This window comes from Vreelandella sedimenti, from assembly GCF_013416325.1.
Lineage (GTDB): Bacteria > Pseudomonadota > Gammaproteobacteria > Pseudomonadales > Halomonadaceae > Vreelandella > Vreelandella sedimenti.
Genome location: NZ_JACCGK010000008.1, coordinates 165,098 through 188,634 on the forward strand (window position 1 = coordinate 165,098; position 23,537 = coordinate 188,634).

The 23,537-nt window shown below is 45.4% G+C and carries 20 protein-coding genes and 1 pseudogene; 4 read left to right on the plus strand and 17 right to left on the minus strand.

Translation table 11 applies throughout. From position 1 onward, the window contains the following. Nucleotides 1-81: 81 nt before the first annotated feature. The 3 genes from HZU72_RS10810 to HZU72_RS10820 are packed head-to-tail and all read left to right on the plus strand — an operon-like array spanning nt 82 to nt 1,998. On the plus strand, nt 82-849 hold the full coding sequence (locus HZU72_RS10810) for a DUF1538 domain-containing protein (protein ID WP_180091800.1): 768 nt from the start codon (nt 82-84) through the stop codon (nt 847-849). After that, nucleotides 846-1,661, plus strand: coding sequence for a Na,Li,K/H(+) antiporter subunit UmpB (gene umpB, locus HZU72_RS10815; RefSeq protein WP_180091801.1), 816 nt, complete (start codon nt 846-848; stop codon nt 1,659-1,661). Before HZU72_RS10810 ends, umpB begins: the two co-directional genes overlap by 4 nt. Further along, complete coding sequence (locus HZU72_RS10820; RefSeq protein ID WP_180091802.1) at nt 1,651-1,998, plus strand: P-II family nitrogen regulator; 348 nt, start codon at nt 1,651-1,653, stop codon at nt 1,996-1,998. The genes umpB and HZU72_RS10820 overlap by 11 nt, the downstream gene beginning before the upstream one ends. Nucleotides 1,999-2,006: 8 nt before the next feature. On the opposite strand, the gene HZU72_RS10825 is transcribed toward HZU72_RS10820, so the two are convergent. The 3 genes and pseudogenes from HZU72_RS10825 to HZU72_RS10835 form a co-directional block, all read right to left on the minus strand. After that, a complete protein-coding gene (locus tag HZU72_RS10825) occupies nt 2,007-2,930 on the minus strand; it encodes a metal ABC transporter permease (protein WP_180091803.1) in 924 nt (307 codons plus the stop codon). Between the two features lie 18 nt (nt 2,931-2,948). Then, a pseudogene (locus tag HZU72_RS10830) lies at nt 2,949-3,762 on the minus strand (metal ABC transporter ATP-binding protein). 6 nt (nt 3,763-3,768) lie between these two features. Further along, entirely contained in the window at nt 3,769-4,704 is a 936-nt protein-coding gene (locus tag HZU72_RS10835; RefSeq protein ID WP_180091804.1) for a metal ABC transporter solute-binding protein, Zn/Mn family, read from the minus strand. Nucleotides 4,705-4,864: 160 nt separating this feature from the next. Here HZU72_RS10835 and mntR point away from each other — a divergent pair, with 160 nt between their 5' ends. After that, nucleotides 4,865-5,344: a manganese-binding transcriptional regulator MntR gene (gene mntR, locus HZU72_RS10840; protein ID WP_180091805.1), complete on the plus strand. Its 480-nt coding sequence runs from the start codon at nt 4,865-4,867 to the stop codon at nt 5,342-5,344. Nucleotides 5,345-5,524: 180 nt separating this feature from the next. Here mntR and HZU72_RS10845 read toward each other — a convergent pair whose 3' ends face one another. The 14 genes from HZU72_RS10845 to HZU72_RS10910 form a co-directional block, all read right to left on the minus strand. After that, nucleotides 5,525-6,283 (minus strand): DUF3750 domain-containing protein, encoded by a 759-nt coding sequence (locus HZU72_RS10845; protein WP_180091806.1) that lies wholly within the window; start codon nt 6,281-6,283, stop codon nt 5,525-5,527. A gap of 227 nt (nt 6,284-6,510) precedes the next feature. Next, nucleotides 6,511-7,458 (minus strand): glycosyltransferase family 2 protein, encoded by a 948-nt coding sequence (locus HZU72_RS10850; protein ID WP_180091807.1) that lies wholly within the window; start codon nt 7,456-7,458, stop codon nt 6,511-6,513. Beyond that, the gene (locus HZU72_RS10855) at nt 7,459-9,507 is read right to left on the minus strand and encodes an acyltransferase family protein (protein WP_180091808.1); all 2,049 of its coding nucleotides are present in this window, start codon (nt 9,505-9,507) and stop codon (nt 7,459-7,461) included. 170 nt (nt 9,508-9,677) lie between these two features. After that, complete coding sequence (locus tag HZU72_RS10860) at nt 9,678-10,436, minus strand: ATP-binding protein (protein ID WP_328736979.1); 759 nt, start codon at nt 10,434-10,436, stop codon at nt 9,678-9,680. Between the two features lie 220 nt (nt 10,437-10,656). Continuing rightward, nucleotides 10,657-11,583: a glycosyltransferase family A protein gene (locus HZU72_RS10865; protein ID WP_180091810.1), complete on the minus strand. Its 927-nt coding sequence runs from the start codon at nt 11,581-11,583 to the stop codon at nt 10,657-10,659. Between the two features lie 41 nt (nt 11,584-11,624). Beyond that, a complete protein-coding gene (locus tag HZU72_RS10870) occupies nt 11,625-12,584 on the minus strand; it encodes a glycosyltransferase family 2 protein (protein WP_235976069.1) in 960 nt (319 codons plus the stop codon). Nucleotides 12,585-12,846: 262 nt separating this feature from the next. Further along, on the minus strand, nt 12,847-13,656 hold the full coding sequence (locus HZU72_RS10875; protein WP_180091812.1) for a glycosyltransferase family 2 protein: 810 nt from the start codon (nt 13,654-13,656) through the stop codon (nt 12,847-12,849). A gap of 151 nt (nt 13,657-13,807) precedes the next feature. Continuing rightward, complete coding sequence (locus tag HZU72_RS10880; protein ID WP_180091813.1) at nt 13,808-14,713, minus strand: phosphoribosyltransferase; 906 nt, start codon at nt 14,711-14,713, stop codon at nt 13,808-13,810. A 215-nt stretch (nt 14,714-14,928) separates the two neighbouring features. After that, a complete protein-coding gene (locus HZU72_RS10885) occupies nt 14,929-16,137 on the minus strand; it encodes a glycosyltransferase family 4 protein (protein ID WP_180091814.1) in 1,209 nt (402 codons plus the stop codon). A gap of 164 nt (nt 16,138-16,301) precedes the next feature. Then, complete coding sequence (locus HZU72_RS10890; protein WP_180091815.1) at nt 16,302-17,660, minus strand: UDP-glucose dehydrogenase family protein; 1,359 nt, start codon at nt 17,658-17,660, stop codon at nt 16,302-16,304. Between the two features lie 50 nt (nt 17,661-17,710). Continuing rightward, nucleotides 17,711-18,778, minus strand: a complete 1,068-nt coding sequence (locus HZU72_RS10895; protein ID WP_180091816.1) for an NAD-dependent epimerase — start codon at nt 18,776-18,778, stop codon at nt 17,711-17,713. A gap of 64 nt (nt 18,779-18,842) precedes the next feature. Further along, a complete protein-coding gene (locus tag HZU72_RS10900; protein ID WP_180091817.1) occupies nt 18,843-20,036 on the minus strand; it encodes a hypothetical protein in 1,194 nt (397 codons plus the stop codon). Between the two features lie 295 nt (nt 20,037-20,331). After that, nucleotides 20,332-22,332, minus strand: coding sequence for a polysaccharide biosynthesis protein (locus HZU72_RS10905; RefSeq protein ID WP_180091818.1), 2,001 nt, complete (start codon nt 22,330-22,332; stop codon nt 20,332-20,334). Nucleotides 22,333-22,385: 53 nt separating this feature from the next. Next, the gene (locus HZU72_RS10910) at nt 22,386-23,531 is read right to left on the minus strand and encodes a hypothetical protein (RefSeq protein WP_180091819.1); all 1,146 of its coding nucleotides are present in this window, start codon (nt 23,529-23,531) and stop codon (nt 22,386-22,388) included. Nucleotides 23,532-23,537: the final 6 nt, after the last annotated feature.

Consider the following 23,537-nt stretch of genomic DNA (forward strand, 5'->3'; position numbering starts at 1 on the left):
GATACTCTTTCCTTCTACACTCTGACATTAATGAAATAGTGCTTCAGCGCTGCCATTCCCCCCTGACTCGCGGAAGATTTAATGGATCTTGTGGTATCGCTCGCTCACCAACTTAAAGATAGCCTGCGCGACCTTGCGCCGGTGGTATTGGTGATGGCATTTTTCCAGTTAGTGGTTATTCGCCAGCCACTGCCCGACTCCCTCGCCTTGATGGACCTGGCCTTAGGCCTGGTGTTTGTTGTTGTAGGCCTGACCCTTTTTATTAAAGGGCTTGAGCTGGGACTATTTCCATTGGGCGAGAACCTAGCGCGAGCATTTGTAAAAAAAGGCTCAATAACATGGCTACTGGTGTTTACTTTTGCACTGGGGCTTGGCTCTACCGTGGCTGAACCTGCCTTGATCGCCATCGCTGCCCGAGCTGCGCAAGTGGTCGCACAAGGAGGCCTGATTGATGACAGCATTAGTGCACAAAACAGCTTCGCCTTTGCGCTGCGGATGGTAGTGGCTGCTTCTGTTGGCGTAGCGGTAGTAATAGGCGTGGTACGCATTTTTAAAGGCTGGCCGCTGCATTTAATGATTATTGCCGGCTACGTGCTAGTGCTGTTGTTAACCCTGCTTGCCCCCGCCGAGATGATTGGCATCGCTTATGACTCTGGAGGTGTCACAACCTCGACCATCACGGTGCCGCTGGTGACGGCATTGGGCGTAGGTCTGGCGTCTTCGATAAAAGGCCGCAGCCCGATGCTCGATGGTTTTGGGCTGATTGCATTGGCATCAGTGATGCCGATTATTTTTGTGCTGATATTTGGCATTGTTGGCATTCACCTGGTACCAGGAGTAGTTCCATGACCCTTATCGCCACTTTTTGGGGAACACTGCTGGATATTTTGCCTATCGCTGCAATCGTTTTCGGCTTCCAATACTTAGTCATCCGCAAACCTGTAAAGCGTCTGCCGCAGGTCTGGGTTGGTTTTCTTATGGTTTGGGTGGGGCTGTCGTTTTTTTTAGTCGGCTTGGAACAAGCACTGTTTCCAATGGGTGAGTTAATGGCCACCCAGCTCACCAACTATGAGTTTTTGCCCGGCTTAGCCGAGGGAGCGCAGCGGCATTGGAGCGACTACTACTGGGTATATATCTTCGCCTTTGCTATTGGCACCAGTACTACAATTGCCGAGCCATCGCTCATTGCAGTTTCGTTGAAGGCAGGCGAGATTTCCGGTGGCACGATTGATCCCTTGATGCTGCGCATTGCGGTTGCACTCGGTATGGCCTTCGGAATTACCCTAGGCACTTGGCGTATCGTGATGGGCTGGCCGCTGCAGTGGTTTGTTGTCGCTGCCTATCTGCTAGTGATTGTGCAAACCCTGCGCTCACCTCGCTCCATCATACCGTTGGCATTTGATTCGGGCGGGGTTACGACCTCAACGATTACCGTGCCTATAATTGCCGCGCTGGGACTGGGCCTAGCAACAGAGATTCCCGGACGCAGCCCGGTAATGGATGGTTTTGGCATGATTGCTCTCGCCTGTTTATTCCCTATTATTACTGTAATGGGTTACGCCCAAATTGCCCAGTGGCGCGCAGCACGACACTACCCTGCGAGAGAATTGACAGCGCAGAGCAGCAGGCAATTAGGAAAAGGAGATCAGGATGCGCTTTAAACTTATTGTCGCCATGGTTGAAGTAGAATTAACCGATGCCATTCTTGACGCCGCTCGCCAAGCAGGTGCTACAGGTTCGACCGTGATTAACCATGCCCGCGGTGAAGGGCTCAACAAGACTCATGGTATTTTTGGCATGGAGATTACTGCGCAACGCGACATGCTACTATTCCTGTCTGAAGAGCATCGTAGTCGGCATATTCTGGAAGCAATATCACAGATGGGAGAGTTTGATGAGACCCCAGGCACGGGTATCGCTTTTCAGCTCGATGTCGAAGATGCGGTGGGCGTCAAAAATCAAATCCAATCGCTTACAGGCCAGCCTGATCAGCTATAACGGTGGATTCAACCCATGCGCCAGCGACGCCACTGGCGCAGCAATAGCCCGTGCTTGGGCGAAAACAGCAGTGCGATAAAGAACCAGCTAGTGGCTACCAAAACAATGGTGCCACCAGAGGCAACGTCCAGCACCACCGAAAGCCATAGCCCGATAACCGCCGAACTAACCCCAACACCCACGGAAATCAGCATCATGGTTTTAAAACGGTCGGTGAGCAGGTGTGCCGTTGCTCCTGGTGTGATCAGCATCGCCACCACTAAAATGATACCCACCGTTTCCAAACTCGCCACGATGGTAAGGGTTAACAGCAGGATCAATCCGTAGTGAATGATGCTGGTATTGAATCCCAGCGCCTGGGCCTGCTGGGGGTCAAAGGCATAAAGCAGCAGCGGCCGATAGGCGAGCCACACAACTAACAGGGCAATCACACTGGCCACCAACGTCAGCAAAAGCGCCGATTGCTGAACACCCAGCACGTTGCCAAACAAAATATGCATTAGGTGAGTGCTTGAGGCAATCTTGCTGATAATGACAATACCCAGTGCAAAAGCAACGGTAAACATCAGGCCCATGGCCGCATCGGACTTAATCCGCGTATGGCGTTCGATAGCGCCAATACCCACAGAGGTCAACGCGCCGGTAATAAAAGCACCAATAAAGAACGGCCAACCTAATAAATAAGCAATGGCCACCCCAGGCAACACGGCGTGAGAGATCGCATCCCCCAGTAACGACCAGCGTTTAAGCACCACATAGCAGGATAAAATGCCGCAAATACTGCCTACCAACACTGAGGTTAATAAGGCGCGCTGCATAAAGGCGTACTGGAAGGCATCGGAAATGCTGCCGGGCAATAGATTGACAATGAGCATCAACGCAGCGATGGGTCCACTCACCAATGCATCGCCAAACAGGCTCAGTGCCGTCATTAATTCTGCCACTTCGCTTTACCCCTGGGCTGCTATAAAAGAAGATGCTTTAGCGACGCGCACATCGCTCGCCGACTGTTCGATAGAGCTCACCGCCAGCTCAGCCAATTTGGCATCATTGAGCATTTCATCAGGTGTCCCTACTCCGCGGATAAAACGATTAATCAACACTACGTGGTCAACATGCTGGCGAGCGCCGGGCATATCGTGCGTCACCATAATAACCGTGCGCCCTGCTTCGCGCTCCTGAGCAAGTACGTCTAAAATCAATCGCTCACTGGGCGGATCCACCCCTGCCAGTGGCTCATCAAGGAGCAAAATATTGGCCTGCTGGGCGAGCGTACGGGCCAGTAATACGCGCTTTTTCTGCCCGCCTGAAAGCGCGCCAATCGGACGCTCCGCAAGTGCCAGCATATCGACTGCCAGCAGCGCCTCACGCACAGCCTCGCCATGGCGGGGACGGTAATAAACGGCGCCACAACGGATCACTGCGCATATGCCCGTAGCGTCCGCCCATAACGGTCTCCCATACGGAGACAGGGAAATCCCACTCAATGGCTTCGCGTTGGGCCATGTAGGCGATATGTCCCGCTTTGCGATGGGTCGCAATCGGTTCATTAAATGCGTGAACACTGCCGCGCAGCGCTTTCATACTACCGGTAAGTACATGAAAAAGCATGGACTTACCTGCCCCATTCGGCCCCACAATGGCCGTCCATTTACCCGCTGGGAACTGCAAATTAATGTCTTCCAAGACGGGCTGGCGCTGATAGGCTGCATAGAGCCCTTTAATATTAATCGCTACGGGAGCGTCGCCAAAAGTCGTTGCCATGATCGTTTACTCAGTTGCCAATGTTTGGCGCAACAGCTCAACGTTGTGGCGCATCATGGTGAAATAATCTCCCGCTTCACCACTGGGTTCACTGAGCGAATCCACATATAACGGCCCCGCTACTTTAACGCCCGTATCCCGTGCCAAACTGGTGACGTGGCGGTCAGAAATAGTGCTTTCCCAGAACAGTGCCGCGGGTTGGCGTTCATTAATCATATCCACCACGCGCATGAGCTGACGGGGTGAACCCTCAGTTTCAGCGTTGGTCCCCCAAATACCATCGTGCTCGAAGTGATACGCGTCTGAGAAATATAAAAAGGCGGCTTCGCTGCTGAGTAGAATGCGGCGCTCTTCAGGTATCGCTTCTAAGCGCTCTTGGAGTTGAACATGCAGTGCATGCAACTCTTCTTTTAGCGCCTCAGCACGCTGCTGGAACTCTTCAGCCCGCTGGGGAAGTAAATGCTCTAGCTCATTAGCAACGACCTGGACATAGGTTGACACCGCACGCGGATCCATCCAGAGATGAGGATCGACATCGCCTTCCATGTCGCCGGTAATAATAGCTTGAGTGGGGTATTCAGAGGCTTCAGCAACTGCCACCAGCGACGTGCCGTCACCTACCGTTGCTTCGACCTGGGGCATCCATTGCTCTAACTGGTAGCCGTTGTAAAACACGACGTCTGCCGTTTCTAACGCAGCAAAATTACTGGGGGTTAGTTCCAACTCGTGTACTTCAGCACCAATCGGCGTTAATACCGAGACATTGGCATCATCACCCGCCACGCTAGCAACAATATCGCCAAGTACAGAAAAAGTAACGGTCACATTAAGGGGAGACGTCGCACTCTCTTGCGCTTCGGCACTGGGCGCTACGGTACAGGCTAGTGCAGCGCTCAGCCATAGCGGTAGGCTCAAGGCCATACCCAGATTGCGCTTACTCATTGACTCTCCTTTTTTGTACATGACCGATAAGTAGACTGCAGCTCAACAAGAAAGCATTGTGCAAACAGTTTAGCCTTGGCTAACAATATTGCACAAAAAAACGTTACTATCCCAGCGACTATCCAATGATTGTTCCCACTGCTTCCGATATAATTTACCAATGACTGATTCTAATCCGAACGCCTCATTGACTGCCCCAAGCATTCCTGGAGATGCCCTGCCCCCCGTGGAGCAGCATGCCCAGCAGTATGCAACGGTGCGAAATGCCCACGAAACCGAACTGATTGAAGACTACGTTGAGCTAATTGGCGACCTGCTGGCACATCGCGGCGAAGCGCGCGCGGCGGACATTGCCAATCGTATGGCGGTCAGCCAAGCGACGGTTTCAAAAATGATTCGGCGTTTAAATGAGCTGGAGTTGGTCACCAGCAAGCCGTATCGCTCGCTATTTCTAACCGAAGCGGGTCAAAAAATGGCGGAAACGTCACGCGCTCGCCACGATATAGTGCTGCACTTTTTACGCGCCCTTGGGGTGAGAGATGCGACTGCGCGTATTGACGCTGAAGGCATGGAGCACCATGTGAGCGACGAAACCCTTTCCATCATGCAGCGCTTTACCGAGCAGCAGCAAAAAAATTAACCCCCACCACACCTTATCGGTGGGAAAACGCAGTTGATTCACTTGGGTAATGGCGCCGTTTCCAATCATTTCCAAATGAGTAGTTTGGATCATGCCAGCCACACTGCTTGGTATCATCAACACACAGCAGTTACTAATATAATAAAAAGTATCTACAAGCACAGCTTTTACTCTTATTGATCAGCCTTCTGTCACTTTCACGGGCATCCCCAACCGGCCTATGCCCGGCAGCTTCAAAGCGGGTCGCATGACATCGATACCAAAGCTCAATCCCAGAAGATTAATCTCAATACCTTCTTCCAGCGCCAACATAATACCCACTACCCCACCCAGTGAGAGCTGATAGCCGGTGCCGCTGGGTGCAGCCGCAAACACGCCATTGAAAATATAGTCCTTGCCAATAGCAGTTACTGGAAGCGCTACCTCAAAGCCTGGTACTTCGCGTATAACCCAGGCAATAAAGCTATTGCTGTTCGGGCCAGGCCACACTCGATAAAGCTCAGCTTGGGGGTAGTCAGCAGCAGCGGCCTCAATCTGCGGTATCATTAGCGTAGCCGCATCGCCGCGATAGTCAGCCAATAGCGTCGGAGGATTGCCAAACCAGGCTCGATCAGGCATATCGATTGAAGACACTACCGTAGGACGCCGCCAACTCAACACTTGATGGAGTCTGTAGCTATTGGCGTTTTCCGCCTTAGTCGCAATCCAGATATGTTCTCCAAACGCCCCGCGCCAGTTATAAGCACGAGCAGAATAAACCTGAACCACGGCTTCAGCGGTCTCCGCTGGGTCAGGCGCTATACCAGCTGAGGATCGATCTAGCGACGACCAATGGCCATCAGCCTCCACTTGATTACTCGCCAATATCCAAACAGGCCCTGTCAACAGCAGCGCCAAAAGCGCTATGAGACTGAGTAGCCAACGCAGTAGCATTTTCATTGTTTTGTCCGTAAGTGAAAATAAACCTGCTTAGTAGCGCGATAGCTCATTGAGTGCAAGCATAGATTTCAACGGGGCCATGTGCTCTATAGGGTATGACTAACAGTATAGTAAGCCACTTTTAATGCATCACTTGAAAAATTAATACCAAAAAAAACCCTCCAAGAATTATGGAGGGTTTATAGTTTATAGACCTTAAGCAGAGTCAAAACATTTTAGTGTATTGATCAGGACCTCTCCGGCTTTGCAATACCTATTAGCAAGGCTAATTTATAAGTAGTTGAATAAATTTTAAAATAATAGCATAACAAATATGCCAAAAACTTTCTAGAAAATGAGATGCCTTTTTTACCAAAAATCTTTAATTGTTTTCGTGGAGGAAAATAGCCTTTAAGAAGAATTAAAAAAAAGGTATTTTTAGAATTATTATTTTTATTACACACTTCTCCACCGATCACCCTTTTTCGTTTTTTTAGCATAGCTCTCATATCGGCACGAGCAGGATGGTTTACAATAACGTCTGGAGCATACTCAATGGATATACCTTTATCCTTTGCTCGCCAGCCCCACTCATTATCGCCTCCTGACATTAATGCATCGTTAAAAAGCCCAACCGTTTCAAAGTGTTTCGCTAATGTAATCATATTGGCAGTTGCTGCTCCTCCAGTCTGAGCATATTTTTCCTGATCAAAAGCAAACGCCTTTTCATAAACTTCGACTAGAGTGAGCTTATCAGACTTAAAAAAAAGCTCTATCCTGCCTGCTATTCGCTCTACACCTTTATCAAAACGTTTAACAGCAGCTTCCAACCAGTAAGGATCAGGAATACAATCAGAATCAGTAAAAGCAATAATTTCACCTTTCGCCAATTTCAAAGCAGCATTTCTTGCAGCATATGATCCCGGCTTTCCTTCATTAATGATACAGAAATTATGAGGCAAAAAGAAATCAACAGGTGGAGTATCGTCTGGTGCATTATTTACAATGATAACTTCAAAATCATCCTGAGGAAATGTTTGGTTTCTCAAAGCATTCACACACAGCTTCAACCGAGCCCAATCATAATAAGTAGGCACAATAACTGAAGCTCTTGGGCTGCTAAGCTTTGTAACCACGCCTGCATCCTCTCTCATACTTTTAAATTCAACAGCTTTTTCAAATTCATAAAAGGACATTTAATTGCTCTCCCCGTAATTATTGAAAACCTGAAAAAATGACGTTTGATGCTCAAGCGAAGCTTTCAGGCTTGGGGTGATATATTCCAGATAATTTCGTGTCAGGTGGTGCGTATCAGACCATATCAATCTTTCATCAAAATATGCCGGACATAATCCCTCTACACAAATTAATTCGGTAAAATCTATGGAGATAAACAGAGGTATTTTACCTACATACGCATCTGCGGGGTTAACAGGTAGCAACACCTCTTCAATGGCTCGAGCGCATTGGCTTGCCTCATGACGGTTCTTCCAAACGCAATAGCTTGGATCACTTTCAAACCACGGGTTATCTCTTATCCCCATTACGGGTATACCTAAGGCAGTTATTTCTTTCCATTTTTCCACATGTCCAGCAGGGACAAACTCAACAGGATTCCCTACTACCAATCTATTGTCTCGAGGACGGTTCGACCTCGTCGAATTTGTTATAACAAGATCAGGGGACAGGTCACTTAAATAATCAATAATACTTTCATTCCAAAGCTTACAAGTATCATTATCTTCAACGATCTCATAACCAAGGGAACAAGAGTGCTTTATTAAACTCACCACTTTAAATCCATATTCTTTCCCTAGAATCGAGAAAAAGGGTTCCCACTGACCTATATGTGACCCACCTACGAGCGCAACTATATTATCTGAAGAGGTATCTCCAAATTCACAAGATGAAATTTCAGACTCTGTAATGACCGTAGCACAACCACTATCTCTGTCCATGGCCTCACCTAAGTCATTAGAAATGGCAGTAACATAACCATAGCTCAAATTGGAAGCATCATCTTGTATAGAAATGTTCTCGCCCTCGAATGCAGATTCTTTAAAATCAACTTTAACATCATGAAGATTTTCAATATAGTATTTAGCACCAAAACCAAGCGTAACCGAAGGAATGAAAAATGAAAAACCTGCTATATAGGAGACCCAAACCCTAGACTTAGGTATTTTCCTAAAAGGCTTTTCAACCAGCCACGTCGTAATAATAGCAAGCAAAACACCTAGTACAACAATGGTCATACCTTTTACAATGCCTAAATTTGTTGTTTCATAATAGTGCTGAAAAAAAACCAATATAGGCCAATGCCAAAGGTAAATAGTAAAAGACATGGCCCCCAACATGACAAGGTACCGATTTGTCAACAATCTATTCACCAATGTCCATTTTTCAGATTCGCTTCCTGAAACAATGATAAAAGCAGCTGAGAGAACAGGAAATAGTGCGACATAACCAGGAAAATCCCAGTCTCTAGGAAATGCTATACCAATACTCAAGAGAATAAAAATACCTAGAAAAGAGATGATTGAAGCTGTTTTTTTATTCAACTTAACATAAGGTATAAAAATAGCAATCAAGGCACCTGCCAGAAACTCCCACACTCTTCCTAAGGGATTAAAATAAGCAGTTTCAGGATTAACATGTGTAGAGATCAATGAGTAAACAAAAGAAATAAAAACAACCGTAGAGACTCCCAACATCAAAGGCAGCAATGATTTCATCTTGTTTGAAATATACAAGAGTGGCCCAATTAACAAAGGGAGAAAGGCATAGAACTGCACTTGAATTGATAGTGCCCAATACTGTTGAAACGGGCTAGCTGGATCTCCAACTTGTAAGTAATCAACCTCTCTTCTTATTAGCAATAAGTTCTCTAAATGACCTGCACTAAAAATAAATTCATGTATTGTAGCCACCCAGTAAACAGGCGGTACGAAAAAATAACTGAGAATAAAAGTCGTTAATAGTACAACATACGCGGCTGGAGCCACCCGTTTAATAATTCCTCCCCAAAAATGAAAAGGCTTTATATTACCTTCCTTTGCATACTGCCGAAGCAGCATGCCGGTCATTAAAAAACCAGATACAACGAAAAATACATCGACACCTCCAGATACCTTCTGAAACCAGATATGGAAAACAAGTACCAGCATCGCGCCGATGGCACGAACTCCTTGAATATCCTTACGATACTTGTTATGAAGAGTATAAACATCAAACGTTTTGTTCACTTCTATCCTCCTTGATAAATAGCAAAAAACATACAACACATCTATCCACAGATGCTTTGAAGGTCTCCAGAAGAGAATTCAAAGTCTGCATAAAGGAGTTTTCGGCTAAAAACCGGTAATGCTCTTACTTCATCAATGTATATTTTCTAGAAAACCAACCTCGTGTTAAATCAATCAGTTGCTAAGTAATCATCCATTAGCATTTTTACAAAATCATCTATGCATTTCTTATTCGCTCGCTCACCGTCTTCGGCATTAACCGTTAACACTGGCACTCCTCTTTTTTTAAACTCCCCGATCACTTGCTTTCTTTTTTCTTGAGCTTTTCTACAGTATTCAGCAATTTCACCTTCATGTTTATTTTTATAATATGGCAACAGATTACCAGTATCTCTATAGCGCTTAAGAATGCGCTCCGCTATAATTTCGGGCCGAGCGGTTATATGCACAATAACTCTTTTTTCCATCAACTTACTAAATAAAGCATTATCCTTTTCCCAATTATCATTAATTTCATATTTGAAGTGATGAAAAAGACCTTCATCTATTAGCAACACAGTGGGATTTTTTTTATTTTCTACATATTTATCCATTGCTCTTGGAGTAATGGCGTATCGGAAATATTTAAACCTGGATCTTTCATTATCCAAACTTATTAACTTGTAGTCTAGAATCCTTCTATAAGCACTGTCGATGCTCGTATTACATTGTAGTCTGGCAATCCACAATTTTGCACGAAACAAACCTTTAATTAATCTTTTTTCCTCCATATAATCTATCAGAGTACTCTTTCCCACCCCAGGGCACCCTACAACTTCTATGAAAAGTGATTTATTCGCGCTATCTATCCGGTAATCAAAGACACCTTTAACAAAAAAATGTGTCCTATACTCAAAAGTGCGCAGTCGACCGAACCAGTTTTTTTGCAGTGAATGTTAATAATTGAGTCATGGCTACTCACCTAATAAGGAAGATATTACATAGATTTATTATTATTCTTTAAAAAATGCTGGCGTCAGTCAGGGTAGTTAGTGATAGCGATCCATAAGTGCCCGCGAATCCTCTGAGAATTGCATCAATATTTAGATAATCTATTTCACTTTATCGTTTTAGTTTATAAAAGTCTCTAGAATAAAAGTAGATAGCTTTTTAACCACTTAGCACACGATCCCGTAATTTACAGTAATATGGCTGGGGTATTGTCAACGTCGCCAAGGTCATCCACTGACGGGGCCGAATACTAAATAATATTAATGAGCATATATCTTTCTTAACCGACCTACCAACTATCTTTTTTTCGACTGCCCATGACAATATTTTACGATTAATGGAGGCGTTCAAATAATGTTTTTCAAGCCACGTTAAGCCTATTTCGCATTCACTCTTTAAATCCAAGCAAGGATGAATTTGAATCATATTATTTTTGTCGCTTACCACGCCACTATTATGAAGCAACCACATACTCGTAACGGTAGGATCGTAGTGAAGCATTTTAAGGCTGCATATCACTTTTAACCAAAAATAAACATCCCCAGCACGTCGATAACGACCAACAGGAAAACCACCAAGAGCCATGAATGTATTTCTATGTATGCAAGCGCCGTTCATGTGAATGAAATCAGAACGTGAGAACGCTGCTAAAGCTTCCTGTCGACTCATCACTCCATTTTTCAAAGGTTCACTTCTCGGAATAACGATATTCCCTTCCATCTTCCGAAAAGCATTTACAAAAAGATTAATAGATGGATTTTCGGAAATAGCTTTAGCAAATCTTGAAAGATGGTCATACACAAGCAGGTCGTCTGCATCAAAAAAAACCAACCAATCAGATGTTGCCTGCTGTGCTCCATAATTGCGCGCTGCGTAGCCACCTGGGCCAGGCTTATCTCGCTGGAATAGCCGCAGCTTACCCTTGCGTTCCTCTTGCAATAAAATCTGGAGAGAGCCATCTGTTGAGGCATCATCAACGACAATGATTTCAAAATTCTTAAAGGTCTGATTATAAAGACACGAGAGGGAGTCCAACAAAGTTGAAGCCTTGTTATGAACAGGTACTATAACAGAAAACTTATACATAAACTCACCTCGATTTAAGCTATTAGCATACTTTAGACAAACTATAAACTTTCACATTTATAAATTCTCAATGGAAGACATTGACTTTTAACCGGTGAATCAATGTATTCAATTTCAGGTGAAAACAAAAATCCCTCAACCAAACCAGTTGTTACAATACAAGCTTTTTTTAACTGCCTTCTTCGCAATAATTTTAATATCATATATAAATCTAAACACATAATTTTTACCACAACACGAGCTGGACGATATTTTTTTGTGACAAATATTCTATTTCTTATTAAATATTTGTAATACTTAAGACGCACCTCACTATGTTCAGAAATAATATTTAGCACCCCTTTCTCCTGCCGTAAATGCATTACTTTGCTGGCACCCACAACAAATCCGGGAACATCTTCCGTTATCCTTAATGTATATTCAGTATCTTCGCCCCATATAAACATATCGGAAATAGGCAAACCATATCTGTCAATGGTACCGCGAGGAACAAGAATAGATACAAAAGTTGCTCGGTCAACGGAGACAACACCATATTGAGCAAATTTTGGCCAATCTTTATATCCAATATGATTCATTTTTTTGTTGATAGAAGGTGAATTAGTTACGTAACCGTTTTCTGTAAAAGCAGTAGAGATCAGGTAGGCTCTGTCAATACCATTTTCATCCAGGGTACTATCTGCTTCAATCAATCTTTGCAAGGCATACGGTTCCGGAATGACATCATCGTCCATCATCCAGATATAATCAGCTCCTTCCTGATATGCGAGGCGAAACCCAGCATTGAACCCACCTGCAGCACCTACATTCTTCGACAGCAAATACACTTTTAGATTCGGATAGTCCATTTCACTTAGCATTTTTTGTGTATTATCATTGCTAGCATTATCGACCACAATCACCTGGTCACAAATGCATGTTTGTGAATAAATCGAAGCTAAACATAGCTGCAGCAAATCCTGCCGATTGTAGGTGAGTATCACCGCGATCACCTTGCTCATAGTGTCCCCTGCAAAATCATGCCCTTGAAAACTCAATGTGGCGTTTAATTATTAGCTAACATATTCATGCGCTTAATATGGCAGCACCTGACCTTAGTTGACACTTTAATATCATTAGCGTTGTTGCTTACAATAACGAGAAAGCCGGCAATTCCGTGCATTCGCAAAAGAAAAAGAATAATATACATATTCTCTATCACTGCGTTACGCCATTCCAGGGGCACACCCTAAAGCATATCAAAGATATAAAGCATTATAATATTTAAAGACCCACTCTTTTCAAGCGGCGCCGGATGCTTCTTGGAATGTTATTATAAAAAAACTTAACAAAAGCAATTGGAAAATAGTAAAAAGGGGCTTTAAGCTGCTGTAATTTTTTTAGACTAATTTTCAATGAGTTCAATGTATAACCTAATCGATTCCCGACTTCAAAACTCTGTCCTTCATGAAGTCGTTTAATTGTTAGCGGTAAATCCACTTGGTAAAATATATAACCTTTTCTCAATGCGCGTACCCACAGGTCAATATCAACTTGTCTAAATAATGTTTCATCGTATCCTCCAACCTCTTCAAAAAATCGTCGAGAGAACAATATAGAGCTATGATTAATTGGATTGTTAATATAAAAACTGTCGCACCCCATTGGTGTGACTGAGAATCCTCTACTGACAACCGACTGCCCCTCCCCTTCTCCATAAACGATCTGGCTAGCTGTTACGACAAGTTCCACCTCTGGAAAAAGATTTAGAGTAGCGACCTGTTGCGCCAGTTTCTCAGGTAGCCATTGGTCATCTGCATCGATATTGGCCAGCCATGGATAACGAGTATGGTTAACAGCAAGGTTAAGCGCTCGCGAACGCCCAACACCTTGCGTATCCACTAACTGAACCTGAATGGGTGCCGTGTGACGCAACCTCTTGAGCACTTCCCAGGTATCATCGTCTGACCCGTCGTTGACCACAACAACTTCTTTAGGCAGATAGGTCTGAGAAAAAACGGAAGAAAGACTCGATTCCAGGTATTTGGATCCATTTTTCACAGTCATAATGACAGAGATATCAATCTGATTCATTAGGCCACCTCCATGGCATCAGACAAGCTGACGATGAGAACCTGTTTACTATCAGTAAAATTAGCATCCACAGACAATGCAAAATCAATCGCATATTGGTGGCTGCAGGCCTAGCAACTTATTTAGCAAGAAAGTAATCTATATCTATTCTCTACCAGCGTAATTTCATATTGGCTACTTTCCATATCAATAATTTTATTTTATTCTTGGCAAAACGAGCCCCAAGTTGATCTTCAGGATTATATATGCAGCTATCACTAAAACAGAAAACAGGCTTTCCAGCTTCTCGACAAATTATTTTTGCTTGATCAGAATTAAACTCGACAAACAACTCTGCCGTTGACGCAACATAAGTCTCAGTCTTGAATTTAACCAGTGAATCCATAGTCATAACATTATTATTTTTTTTATCCATAATAAGATTGTGATACGAAACCCCGTTAGCCATCAGTAAGGCTTCTACCTCATGTCGGCTTGACTCATTCTGAGACGTGACGATCGTATCAATATCTCTTGAAGGGAGGTAACGAAAACGTGTAGTACTTGTATCATCACCAAATTCTTTTTCTGACATCATCATCCCCTCAAGACAAATACAAGACCTACTCATTATATTATGATGGAATATGTTCCATTCGAAAGCTCTTGGATGAGGAAGAAACTCAAGAATAATATCTATATCACTTCTGATTGGTTTTCCTGAGTAAATAGCCAGTGTCGATGCACGTGCTGCTAGCCAATCAGGGAGTGCGTCAATTTCGTTTCTTATTGAATCTCCGGTCATTATACTGTCGTCTACAATAAGAACTTTTTGTGCTTCCCAGGGAGAGCTCAAATCTTTTCTTACGCATCGCGTAAGTCCTTTTCTCAATGGATAATTGTTAACCCAGGATGAGATATCCGTACAATTGATATTGAGTGCCAGTGCAATCATATAGGCGGGTACCATACCACTCCTTGGTACCCCGACGACTAAGTCCCAGTCACCAGAAAATTTTTCGAAATTCTTTGTAATATCCCTGCCGAGATCACCATATGACTTGAACTGAATCTGCATTAAGTTTTCTCCTATAACTCGCTCAATATTTTCAGCAACAGCTATCTACCACCCATTTAGCTGATACAGATAGATACATGGTGACCACCAATCGTAATACCTATTACATCAGAGGACAGCAGCGCTTAAATTAGACAAAATCAGGCAATTAGCATTGAGACTGTTAATGATTTTGAGGATATAATGCAAATAATAAGTAGCATCACGCTACAATTTTATTTAGCAGTAATAGTATCAAATGGCTTTTGCATCCGATTACGAAGCTCTGGTTTTCCTATACCCATTGCTTCAAGCATAACGGCATTCACTTTATGCACATCGTATTTATCTTTAGCAATCTCTTGGGAGCGCTGCCCCATGGTTTGAACTAAAGCTGGTCGGTCAATAAAGTTCTGCATGGCTTTTACAAGCGCATCGACATTTTTTACAGGTATCAAGTAGCCGTTATCACCATTAGTGACGGTTTCTCGACAACCAGGCGCATCGGTGGTTATGACCGCTCGCCCCATAGACATAGCTTCCAAAATTGAGCGCGGTGTGCCTTCTCGGTAATAACTAGGCAGTACAAAAACGCTACTCTCGGCAAGTGCCGGGCGCACATCATTCAGCCAACCCAAGTGTTCAAGTAATCCCTCTACCACCCAAGTATCCAGCTCTTGTTGCGAAATCGTATCGGGGTTACTGTCAATATCACCAGCCAATTGAAATACTACCTCAGGGTGCTGCTGCTTGATTTGCCTAGCTGCCTCAGCGTACTGGCGGATACCTTTGTCAGCCAACAAGCGAGCAACCAATAAAAAACGTGGCGGCCCAACAGGTAAAGGGGCTGCAGCAAAATGCGCCATATCGACGCCTGACCCATTGAGTACTTGGGAAGGTACGCGATCGCGTAGTATTCCCAATTGACGAAATAAGGTTTCATCATCTGGGTTCTGGAAAAAAACCTTATCCACCTTATTTAAAGCTGCCGAATAAAGTCTACGCACCAGTTGGAAAACCAGAGCACGCTTTCCGCGTGCCTCTCCAGCAAAGGCATATCCCAACCCAGTGATCAATGCATAACGTTGAGGAACCTTCGCCAGCCAAGCCGCCAGCATCCCATACACCACTGGCTTAATGGTGTACCCCATAACAACATCGGGACGAATATTACGCATCAACAGATATAGTGATTTTAGCGTCAGAAAATCATGCCATGGATTAAGGCCGGTTCTCTGCATGGGGATATCGTGAACAAATACCCCCCAAGCCTCTAACTGACGGCATGTCCTTGGATCATCATGTAGCCCTGGTGATGCCACATGTACTTCCAATCCTGCGCTAATCAGGCTTTGTACGAGCGGCCCTCTAAAATTGACTAAGGAGTAGCTTGAGCCCGATACCAACAAAAAGCGGCTTTTTTGTTTATTAAACTTAGAATTCATGATGCCTCCTCAACTAATATCAGATATTAAAAGCAGGTACTACCGAAAACATATACAGAAAAGGTATAATTGCCCATATTTAATGGGAACATAAATAATCTTAGCGTTTTCAATATAAATTAAAATACTCATTAAAAAAAACAATCACCTTACCTATAAAAAATTCAACAAATAGATAAGAAAGAGGAGTCCATTGGGCTAGGCCTACCTACTGAATAATAAGTAAATCCTTTCGTTTTCATTCGACTCGGCTCATAAATATTACGCCCATCAAAGATAGTGGGTTCAGTTAATTGTGCTTTAATAAGGTTAAAATCAGGTGCACGAAAGTTCTGCCACTCCGTAACGACAATCAAGGCGTCGGCATTCTTTAAAGCTGCTTCTTTGGTCCCACAAAGGATTAAGTCATCATGACTTCCATAAAGACGTTGAGCTTCTTCCATAGCTTCCGGATCATAAGCCTGTACCTTGGCACCCGCTGCCCAAAGCGCTTCCATTAGAACCTTGCTGGGTGCATCACGCATGTCATCAGTATTGGGCTTGAATGAAAGCCCCCATATAGCGAAGATCTTTCCCTTTAAATCGGCATTGAAGTGCTGACTTATCTTATTGAATAGTGTTGTTTTTTGCTCTTTATTACGTGATTCTACTGCCTTGAGTAATTTGGCATCAAAATCAATGCTATTCGAGACATGAATAAGAGCCTGCAGGTCTTTGGGAAAGCACGAGCCCCCATAGCCCACACCAGGATAAATGAAGTCGTAACCAATGCGTGGGTCTGAGCCTATGCCTTTACGTACTGCTTCAATATCGGCACCAAGGCGCTCAGCAAGGTTTGCCATCTCGTTCATAAAACTAATTTTGGTAGCTAACATGCAGTTAGCTGCATACTTGGTCAGTTCGGCACTTTTAACATCCATCACGATGATCTTGTCGTGATTGCGATTGAAGGGGGCGTATAACTCTCGCATGACTTCGATTGTAGCATCGCACTCTGTGCCGATAATAATACGATCAGGTTTTTGACAGTCTGCGACCGCACTACCCTCTTTTAAAAACTCAGGGTTAGACACCACGTCAAACGCGATATCAAGGCGACCGCGCCTTTCCAGCACTTTTTCCACCTCGTCTCGCACTTTGTCAGCACTACCTACAGGCACGGTGGATTTGTTGATGATAATTTGGTTCTGCTCCATATGTTCAGCAATGGTGGCAGCCACAGTGAGAACGTACTTGAGATCAGCACTACCGTCTTCGTCCGGCGGAGTTCCCACAGCAATAAACTGCACTTGTCCATGTTGGACGCCCGCTGCCGCATCGGTTGAAAACTCAAGTCGCCCAGCGGCGTAGTTCTCTTTTACTAAAGATTCTAGACCAGGTTCATAAATAGGGATGTTACCCTGCCGAAGTTGTTCGACCTTATGATCATCTAGATCGATGCAAACAACATGATGGCCAACTTCAGCCAGAATTGTGCCTTGAACCAGGCCTACGTAACCCGTTCCGAAAACTGTAACGTTCATTGGATTTCCTAACTGGAGAGTAGAGTGGTGAGAAATATTAGAAATAATTTTTATTTAGGTGAGCTATGCACTTCACTTAAGGTGCTACTCGCCTTATTTGATGAATAGTAATTTCTATACCATTCAACAAACTTGCCAACGCCATGAAAAACTGATGTGGTGGGCCTATAACCGACCTTTTTTTCTAATTCATATGAATCCGCATAAGTGTCTGGAACATCGCCAGGCTGCAATGGCAGTAGATCCTTGATGGCCTTTCTACCTAATGCTTTTTCAATGGCTTCGATATAGACATTGACCGTCACAGGATCATTATTGCCAATGTTAAAGATACGAAATGGCGCATTGCTGGTAGCAGGGTCAGGGTTATCGCTATTCCACTCAAAAGCAGGAGTGGCTATATCATCACTGGCTCGAATAATACCCTCAACAATATCATCCACATAGGTGAAGTCGCGGGTATGGCAGCCATAATTGAAAACCTGAATGGGCTCATTAGCCAATATATTTTTGGTGAATTTAAAAAGTGCCATGTCTGGACGCCCCCAGGGACCATAGACTGTGAAAAACCTTAGCCCGGTGGTCGGCAATCCAAACAAATGACTATAACTGTGGGCCATCATTTCATTGGCTTTTTTGGTGGCTGCATAAAATTGCAGCGGGTGGTTGGCTCCCTCATGCTCGGAAAATGGCATTAAAGTATTAGCTCCATAAACACTACTGGTACTGGCGTACGTCAGGTGCGCAATGCTGGAGTAACGACACGCCTCCAAAACATTAGTAAACCCAATCAAGTTACTTTCCACATAACTGAGTGGGTTTTCCAGCGAATAACGAACTCCCGCTTGGGCAGCGAGATGAATAACTCGGTCAAAGTGGTGTTCATTAAAACACTCTACCACCGCCTTTTGATCAGCTAGATTAGCGCGAATAGAGATATAGTCGCTTCTTGTTTCTTTCGCCGTCTGCTCAAGAATTTTCAGGCGCGCCTCCTTAATGGCAGGGTCATAATAGTCATTGACGCTATCAAAACCGACGACACTATCGCCGCGTTCCAGCAGCCGCTTGGCAGTATGAAAGCCGATAAATCCGGCATGGCCGGTAACAAGAATCTTCATTTAATAACTCCAAGACGTGGAATAGAGGGCATTGGCGGGAGTGGAGCAAATAACAGCGCGAATCTCAGTTGCGTACTAAGCGCTGTATATGACGCCAGCTCACTCGCCTCAAGCCATCCAACGTCAAGGGCACAAGGGCCACTGAACGCACCATGGCAAGTAACGGACGCGGAAGTTCACTCAGACATAAGGTTCGTGGCAGCCCGGTATAGGGAAACCAACATTGCCGATAGGAGCTTTGAGCTGAAGGAGGTAAGTCGCCAGTAAAAAGCGGAGGTACGGCGTACCAGACATAGTTGCCTTTCAGCGTCTTTATTTCGTCAGAACCAGGCTGTAGAAACTCGAAATCGATTATCTTTAGTCCCTGGCAAGGGTCATAGATAAGGTCATGCGGATTAAGATCGATGCATTCATAGCCAAGACGGCGATAGTGCAAAATAACGGCTCTCACGCGCTCTATGGCCCAGATAGGCAGTAAACCGTGATGAGAAAAAGGCGCACGAGGCGATAAAATACGCTCCATACAATTGGCATAGCGCTCAAACACTAGATAATGAGTACCGACTTCTAGCAGCCGGGAAACTTCTGGCAGAGATGCGCCAAGTTCACGAGCTTTTACTTCACGCTCTAAGTAGCGCTCACGCCCAGGCCGGAATGTCTTGCAAATCGCCTCAGTGCCATGAAAATCCACCAGTTCTACTTTGGCTCGACAAACCTCTTTACTTAGGTCAGCTAGTACTGGGTAAGGTGTGCGAAATGCTGCATCGTTACTTAGGGCTGCTTCACGTATCTTACTGACCTGCTCAGGCATTAAGGCTTTGAGATACTTAAGCGCCTGATCCGCATCGTGGGAGCAATGTATCGGACTCGGATGCTCTTCTTTGTTCTCTTTTGGAGAGATCGTGGCACTGAAAGCTGCCTTGATAGTAGGTAATCTTAGATTCTTAACCTGCCCGGAAGAGTCACTCGACATCCGCTTTGCCGGTACTGGGTGGACATCCTGTACCACAAGCAGAAAAACTGGCGGCGACCCACTGCTAGTAAAATTTCCTTGCTCTGGTCCATCATCAAGAACCCACTGAGCAAGCGCCTGTTGCTGCCCGCCTTCGATTGGCACGCTACACAACACATTAAATCCATAGTGATCAAGCAACTTAAGAAGGATATCCAGATATGCCAACTCACACTCTCTAATCAGAAAAATAGTGATCCCGGATAGCCACTCTTGTTGCTCGTCATTAGATTTTTTGTCCGTCATGACTTGCCTCCTTATGCTAAAGAGAGCACTTATTTTTAAATAAGCATTGATGACATGCTCAATAATGCTTTTCGCATCACTCAAGCATGAAAAGATGGTAATCAGAGCGAGGATTAAACGGCCCAGCCTCTGTGGCTTAGGTGACGGAAGTAAACATGGTGCGGCAAGATAGCGGTACATCAGCTTCAGTAGGTTTACCTATATGCTGAGTATTCACCAATAGATATACATTCATAGACTGAAAAGGTTGGTAAGATTCAGTCGTCTTGTGATCGCCAGCAATTCAATAAAATGATCAACCTTCTTTGGGTACGGAGCGTAATACTGGGCCTATTCTGGCAACCGCCCTTAAGGCCGTGTTAGTTGCATCAATATGTTGGCGTTGCGTATCTGAGGGCCTGGTCTGACGCGCTTTCCAAACTAGGTCCGCTATTTCGTCCAATGGGTTGTAGTCCAGCGGAGCCGACTGCAACAACTGGCGGATACGCAGGTGATCAGTAGCGATAAAGGCCTGCTCCAGCTGCTTTAAAAAGGCTTCGAGCCTCGGCCATTCCCAGAATCGCTCTTTTGAAGTCATGATGCGATCATGGCGCGTTTTGCTTACGTCATTACCTATCAACAATTCCTCGTAAAGCTTTTCACCAGGCCGCAAGCCGGAATAGATGATTTCTATATCCCCTTCAGGATGCGCAGCGTCTCTTACCTCCAGTCCCGAAAGGCGGATCATATTCATGGCCAGATCATGAATGCGTACCGGCTCGCCCATGTCGAGCACGAAAACCTCCCCACCTTCCCCCATGGCGCCGGCCTGGATAACCAGCTGCGCAGCTTCGGGAATTGTCATGAAATAGCGGGTGATTTCCGGGTGCGTTACCTTAACAGGGCCGCCCTGCTCAATCTGCTGACGAAACACGGGGACAACGGAGCCACTTGAACCCAGAACATTGCCAAAGCGCACCATGCAGAATCGAGTGTTGGACTGAGCATGGGCGAAGGCCTGACAGATAAGCTCAGTCAAACGCTTCGACGCCCCCATGGCATTGGTAGGGCGAACCGCTTTATCGGTGGATACCACCACAAAGGTTTCCACATTGGCCGACATTGCCGCCTTGGCTAGATTCAAGGTGCCTAAGACGTTATTACTAACCCCTTGTACGAGATTGAATTCCACCATCGGTACGTGCTTGTAAGCAGCAGCGTGGTAGACGGTATGTACCTCAAAACATTCGAACACTGCTTGAAGACTGCCCGAATGCTGCACTGAGATAAGCAATGGTTTTAGCTCGCACCGCGACGCAGTGCTTTCGATATATTGTTTCAACTCTTGTTCAATGGCGTATAGCGCAAATTCACAGTTATCGATCAAAAGCAGGCGGACAGGATTCTGATCAAGAATCTGACGACACAGCTCACTGCCTATCGAGCCTCCCGCCCCCGTCACCATGACCGATTTATCGCGGGTATTGGCCTCCATCAATTCGGGGAAGGCCGGCACAGACTCCCTACCCAATAAATCCTCCAGCGCCACATCACGAAGTTCACTGATTTTGGCTCTCCCGGCGATTACATCGGCGCTACCGGGAATTGTCTTAAGAGGCACCGAAAGGCCCGAAAGCCAGTGCAGTATTTCGCGGCGACGCCAACGTGGGGCACTGGGGATAGCCAGCAAGACCATTGTGGCGCGGTGTTCTTGAACCAGGGCCGCTAAAGCTACCGGCTGATGTACCCGTAGCCCTTCTACCATGGCGCCTTCCAATCCCCGCCAGTCATCAACGAAGGCTACCGGTTGGTATTCCTCCCCATTGCGCAGAGCGGCCACCAGCTCACAACCCGCTGCCCCTGCGCCATAAATCACCACTGGTTTACGCTGACGAAGCTGACTGTGGCGATACAACTCGCGCAATAGAAAACGCAGGCTACCGATACCCAGCAATAAGAGCAGTGCATAAATGACGATAATAGATAGCCCAATGGGCGAGTTAGCCATATAACTGGCTGGTGCTACTAACAAAGTCGAGGCCAGCACAACAACAGCGACAGTCGATACAGTGGCATGGCTCATGTAGCGAATGACAACGCGATAAAGCCCTAACCAGTGGAAAAGCAAAAGGCTCATCGGAACCAACAGGCTGATGGTCATCCACAAGGAAGCGCTGCTTAACGGTTGTAGACTTTCCAGGTGAATCATTGTGGCAAGTTGCAGACTACCCACCACAATCAAACCATCAAATACAACAAGCACCCGGCGCTTTATGGAACGCGGTGTCATCGATAGCGACTTTATTAAACTAGCCATAGTTATCTCTATCCGTCCTAGTGGGTTGCCAAGTTACAGCGCTGGCAGCCGCATTATTGAAGTGGGCGATCAAAAACGAGATTTTGACGAGAAGCCGCTATCGAGCCTTCTCGATAGAGGTGCCAACAGATCACTAGTAGTACCCAGAATAAAGTCGCGCGCAGCCCGTTATGTGTAGTGGAATAGATCAATGGCCCTGCTACTCCAGCCCATATGTAAAGGGGGGCTCTGCGTAATACGGTGGCTATTATCGATAGGAAAAGCAGAAGGCCTGGCAAGCCATAAGCAAACAGCATGTTAATAAAGGAAGAGTGAATTTCGGCCCCATCATATGGAGCAAATCGCTGCCGTTCGGCTTCTCCTGCCCCCAATATTGCGTAGGCGGGAAAGTTAGTCAGTCGGTCAAACTTGCGTTCTTCATATACACTATCAATTTTACTTGGTGCTCGATCCATACGCGCTTCCAGGTTGCGCAACACCTGCCCCTCAGTACTAATATTGGCGAGTACAACACCTCCCAATAGTAGTGGTACCAGAAGCAACAGGCGCGCAAAGTACTTCACCTGCTTAGCATTTGCTATGGCCCAGCCGACCCCCACCATAGCCCCTCCCCCCATAGCAGCCAGCGACGACGCCGATAAGATCCCCAATACGCCGCTAGCCAGCCCGGCCAATGCTAAGGGCCTCATTTTAGGGTGAAAATCATCGAGCATTAACAACAACACTACTCCACATAGCGAAAAGTAGGCCAGCTGATTGGGATTATTAAAGCTTCCAGTGGTGCGGTTTATCCCCAAGGCTAATTGCACTAACACATGGCCACCGGCGACCAATAGCGCAATAGAGACGCTATTTCGAATAAGCCCTATGGCACGTTCACCATAAACGCTTAGGAAACGCAGCAACCCCATACCGATTAAAAAATTGAATAGGAAAAACTGGGCTGGTTTAAAAAATTCTGTGGTTTCCATCACTAGCGTCCAGCTAAGACATACCATTACTACCCACAACACCATTAATCCCCAACACATAGCAAAGGGTGAAACTTTCAGATGTTTGTCTCCTAATGACATCAAAAGCATCACGCCGGCAAAACCGATCAGCACAAAATCAGTCAGCTGTGGCCCACCACTGGGAAACAAATAAAGGCTGCTTAACGAAAGCCCCACAAACAGCAATAGCGCACCGATCAGATTCATGGCGAT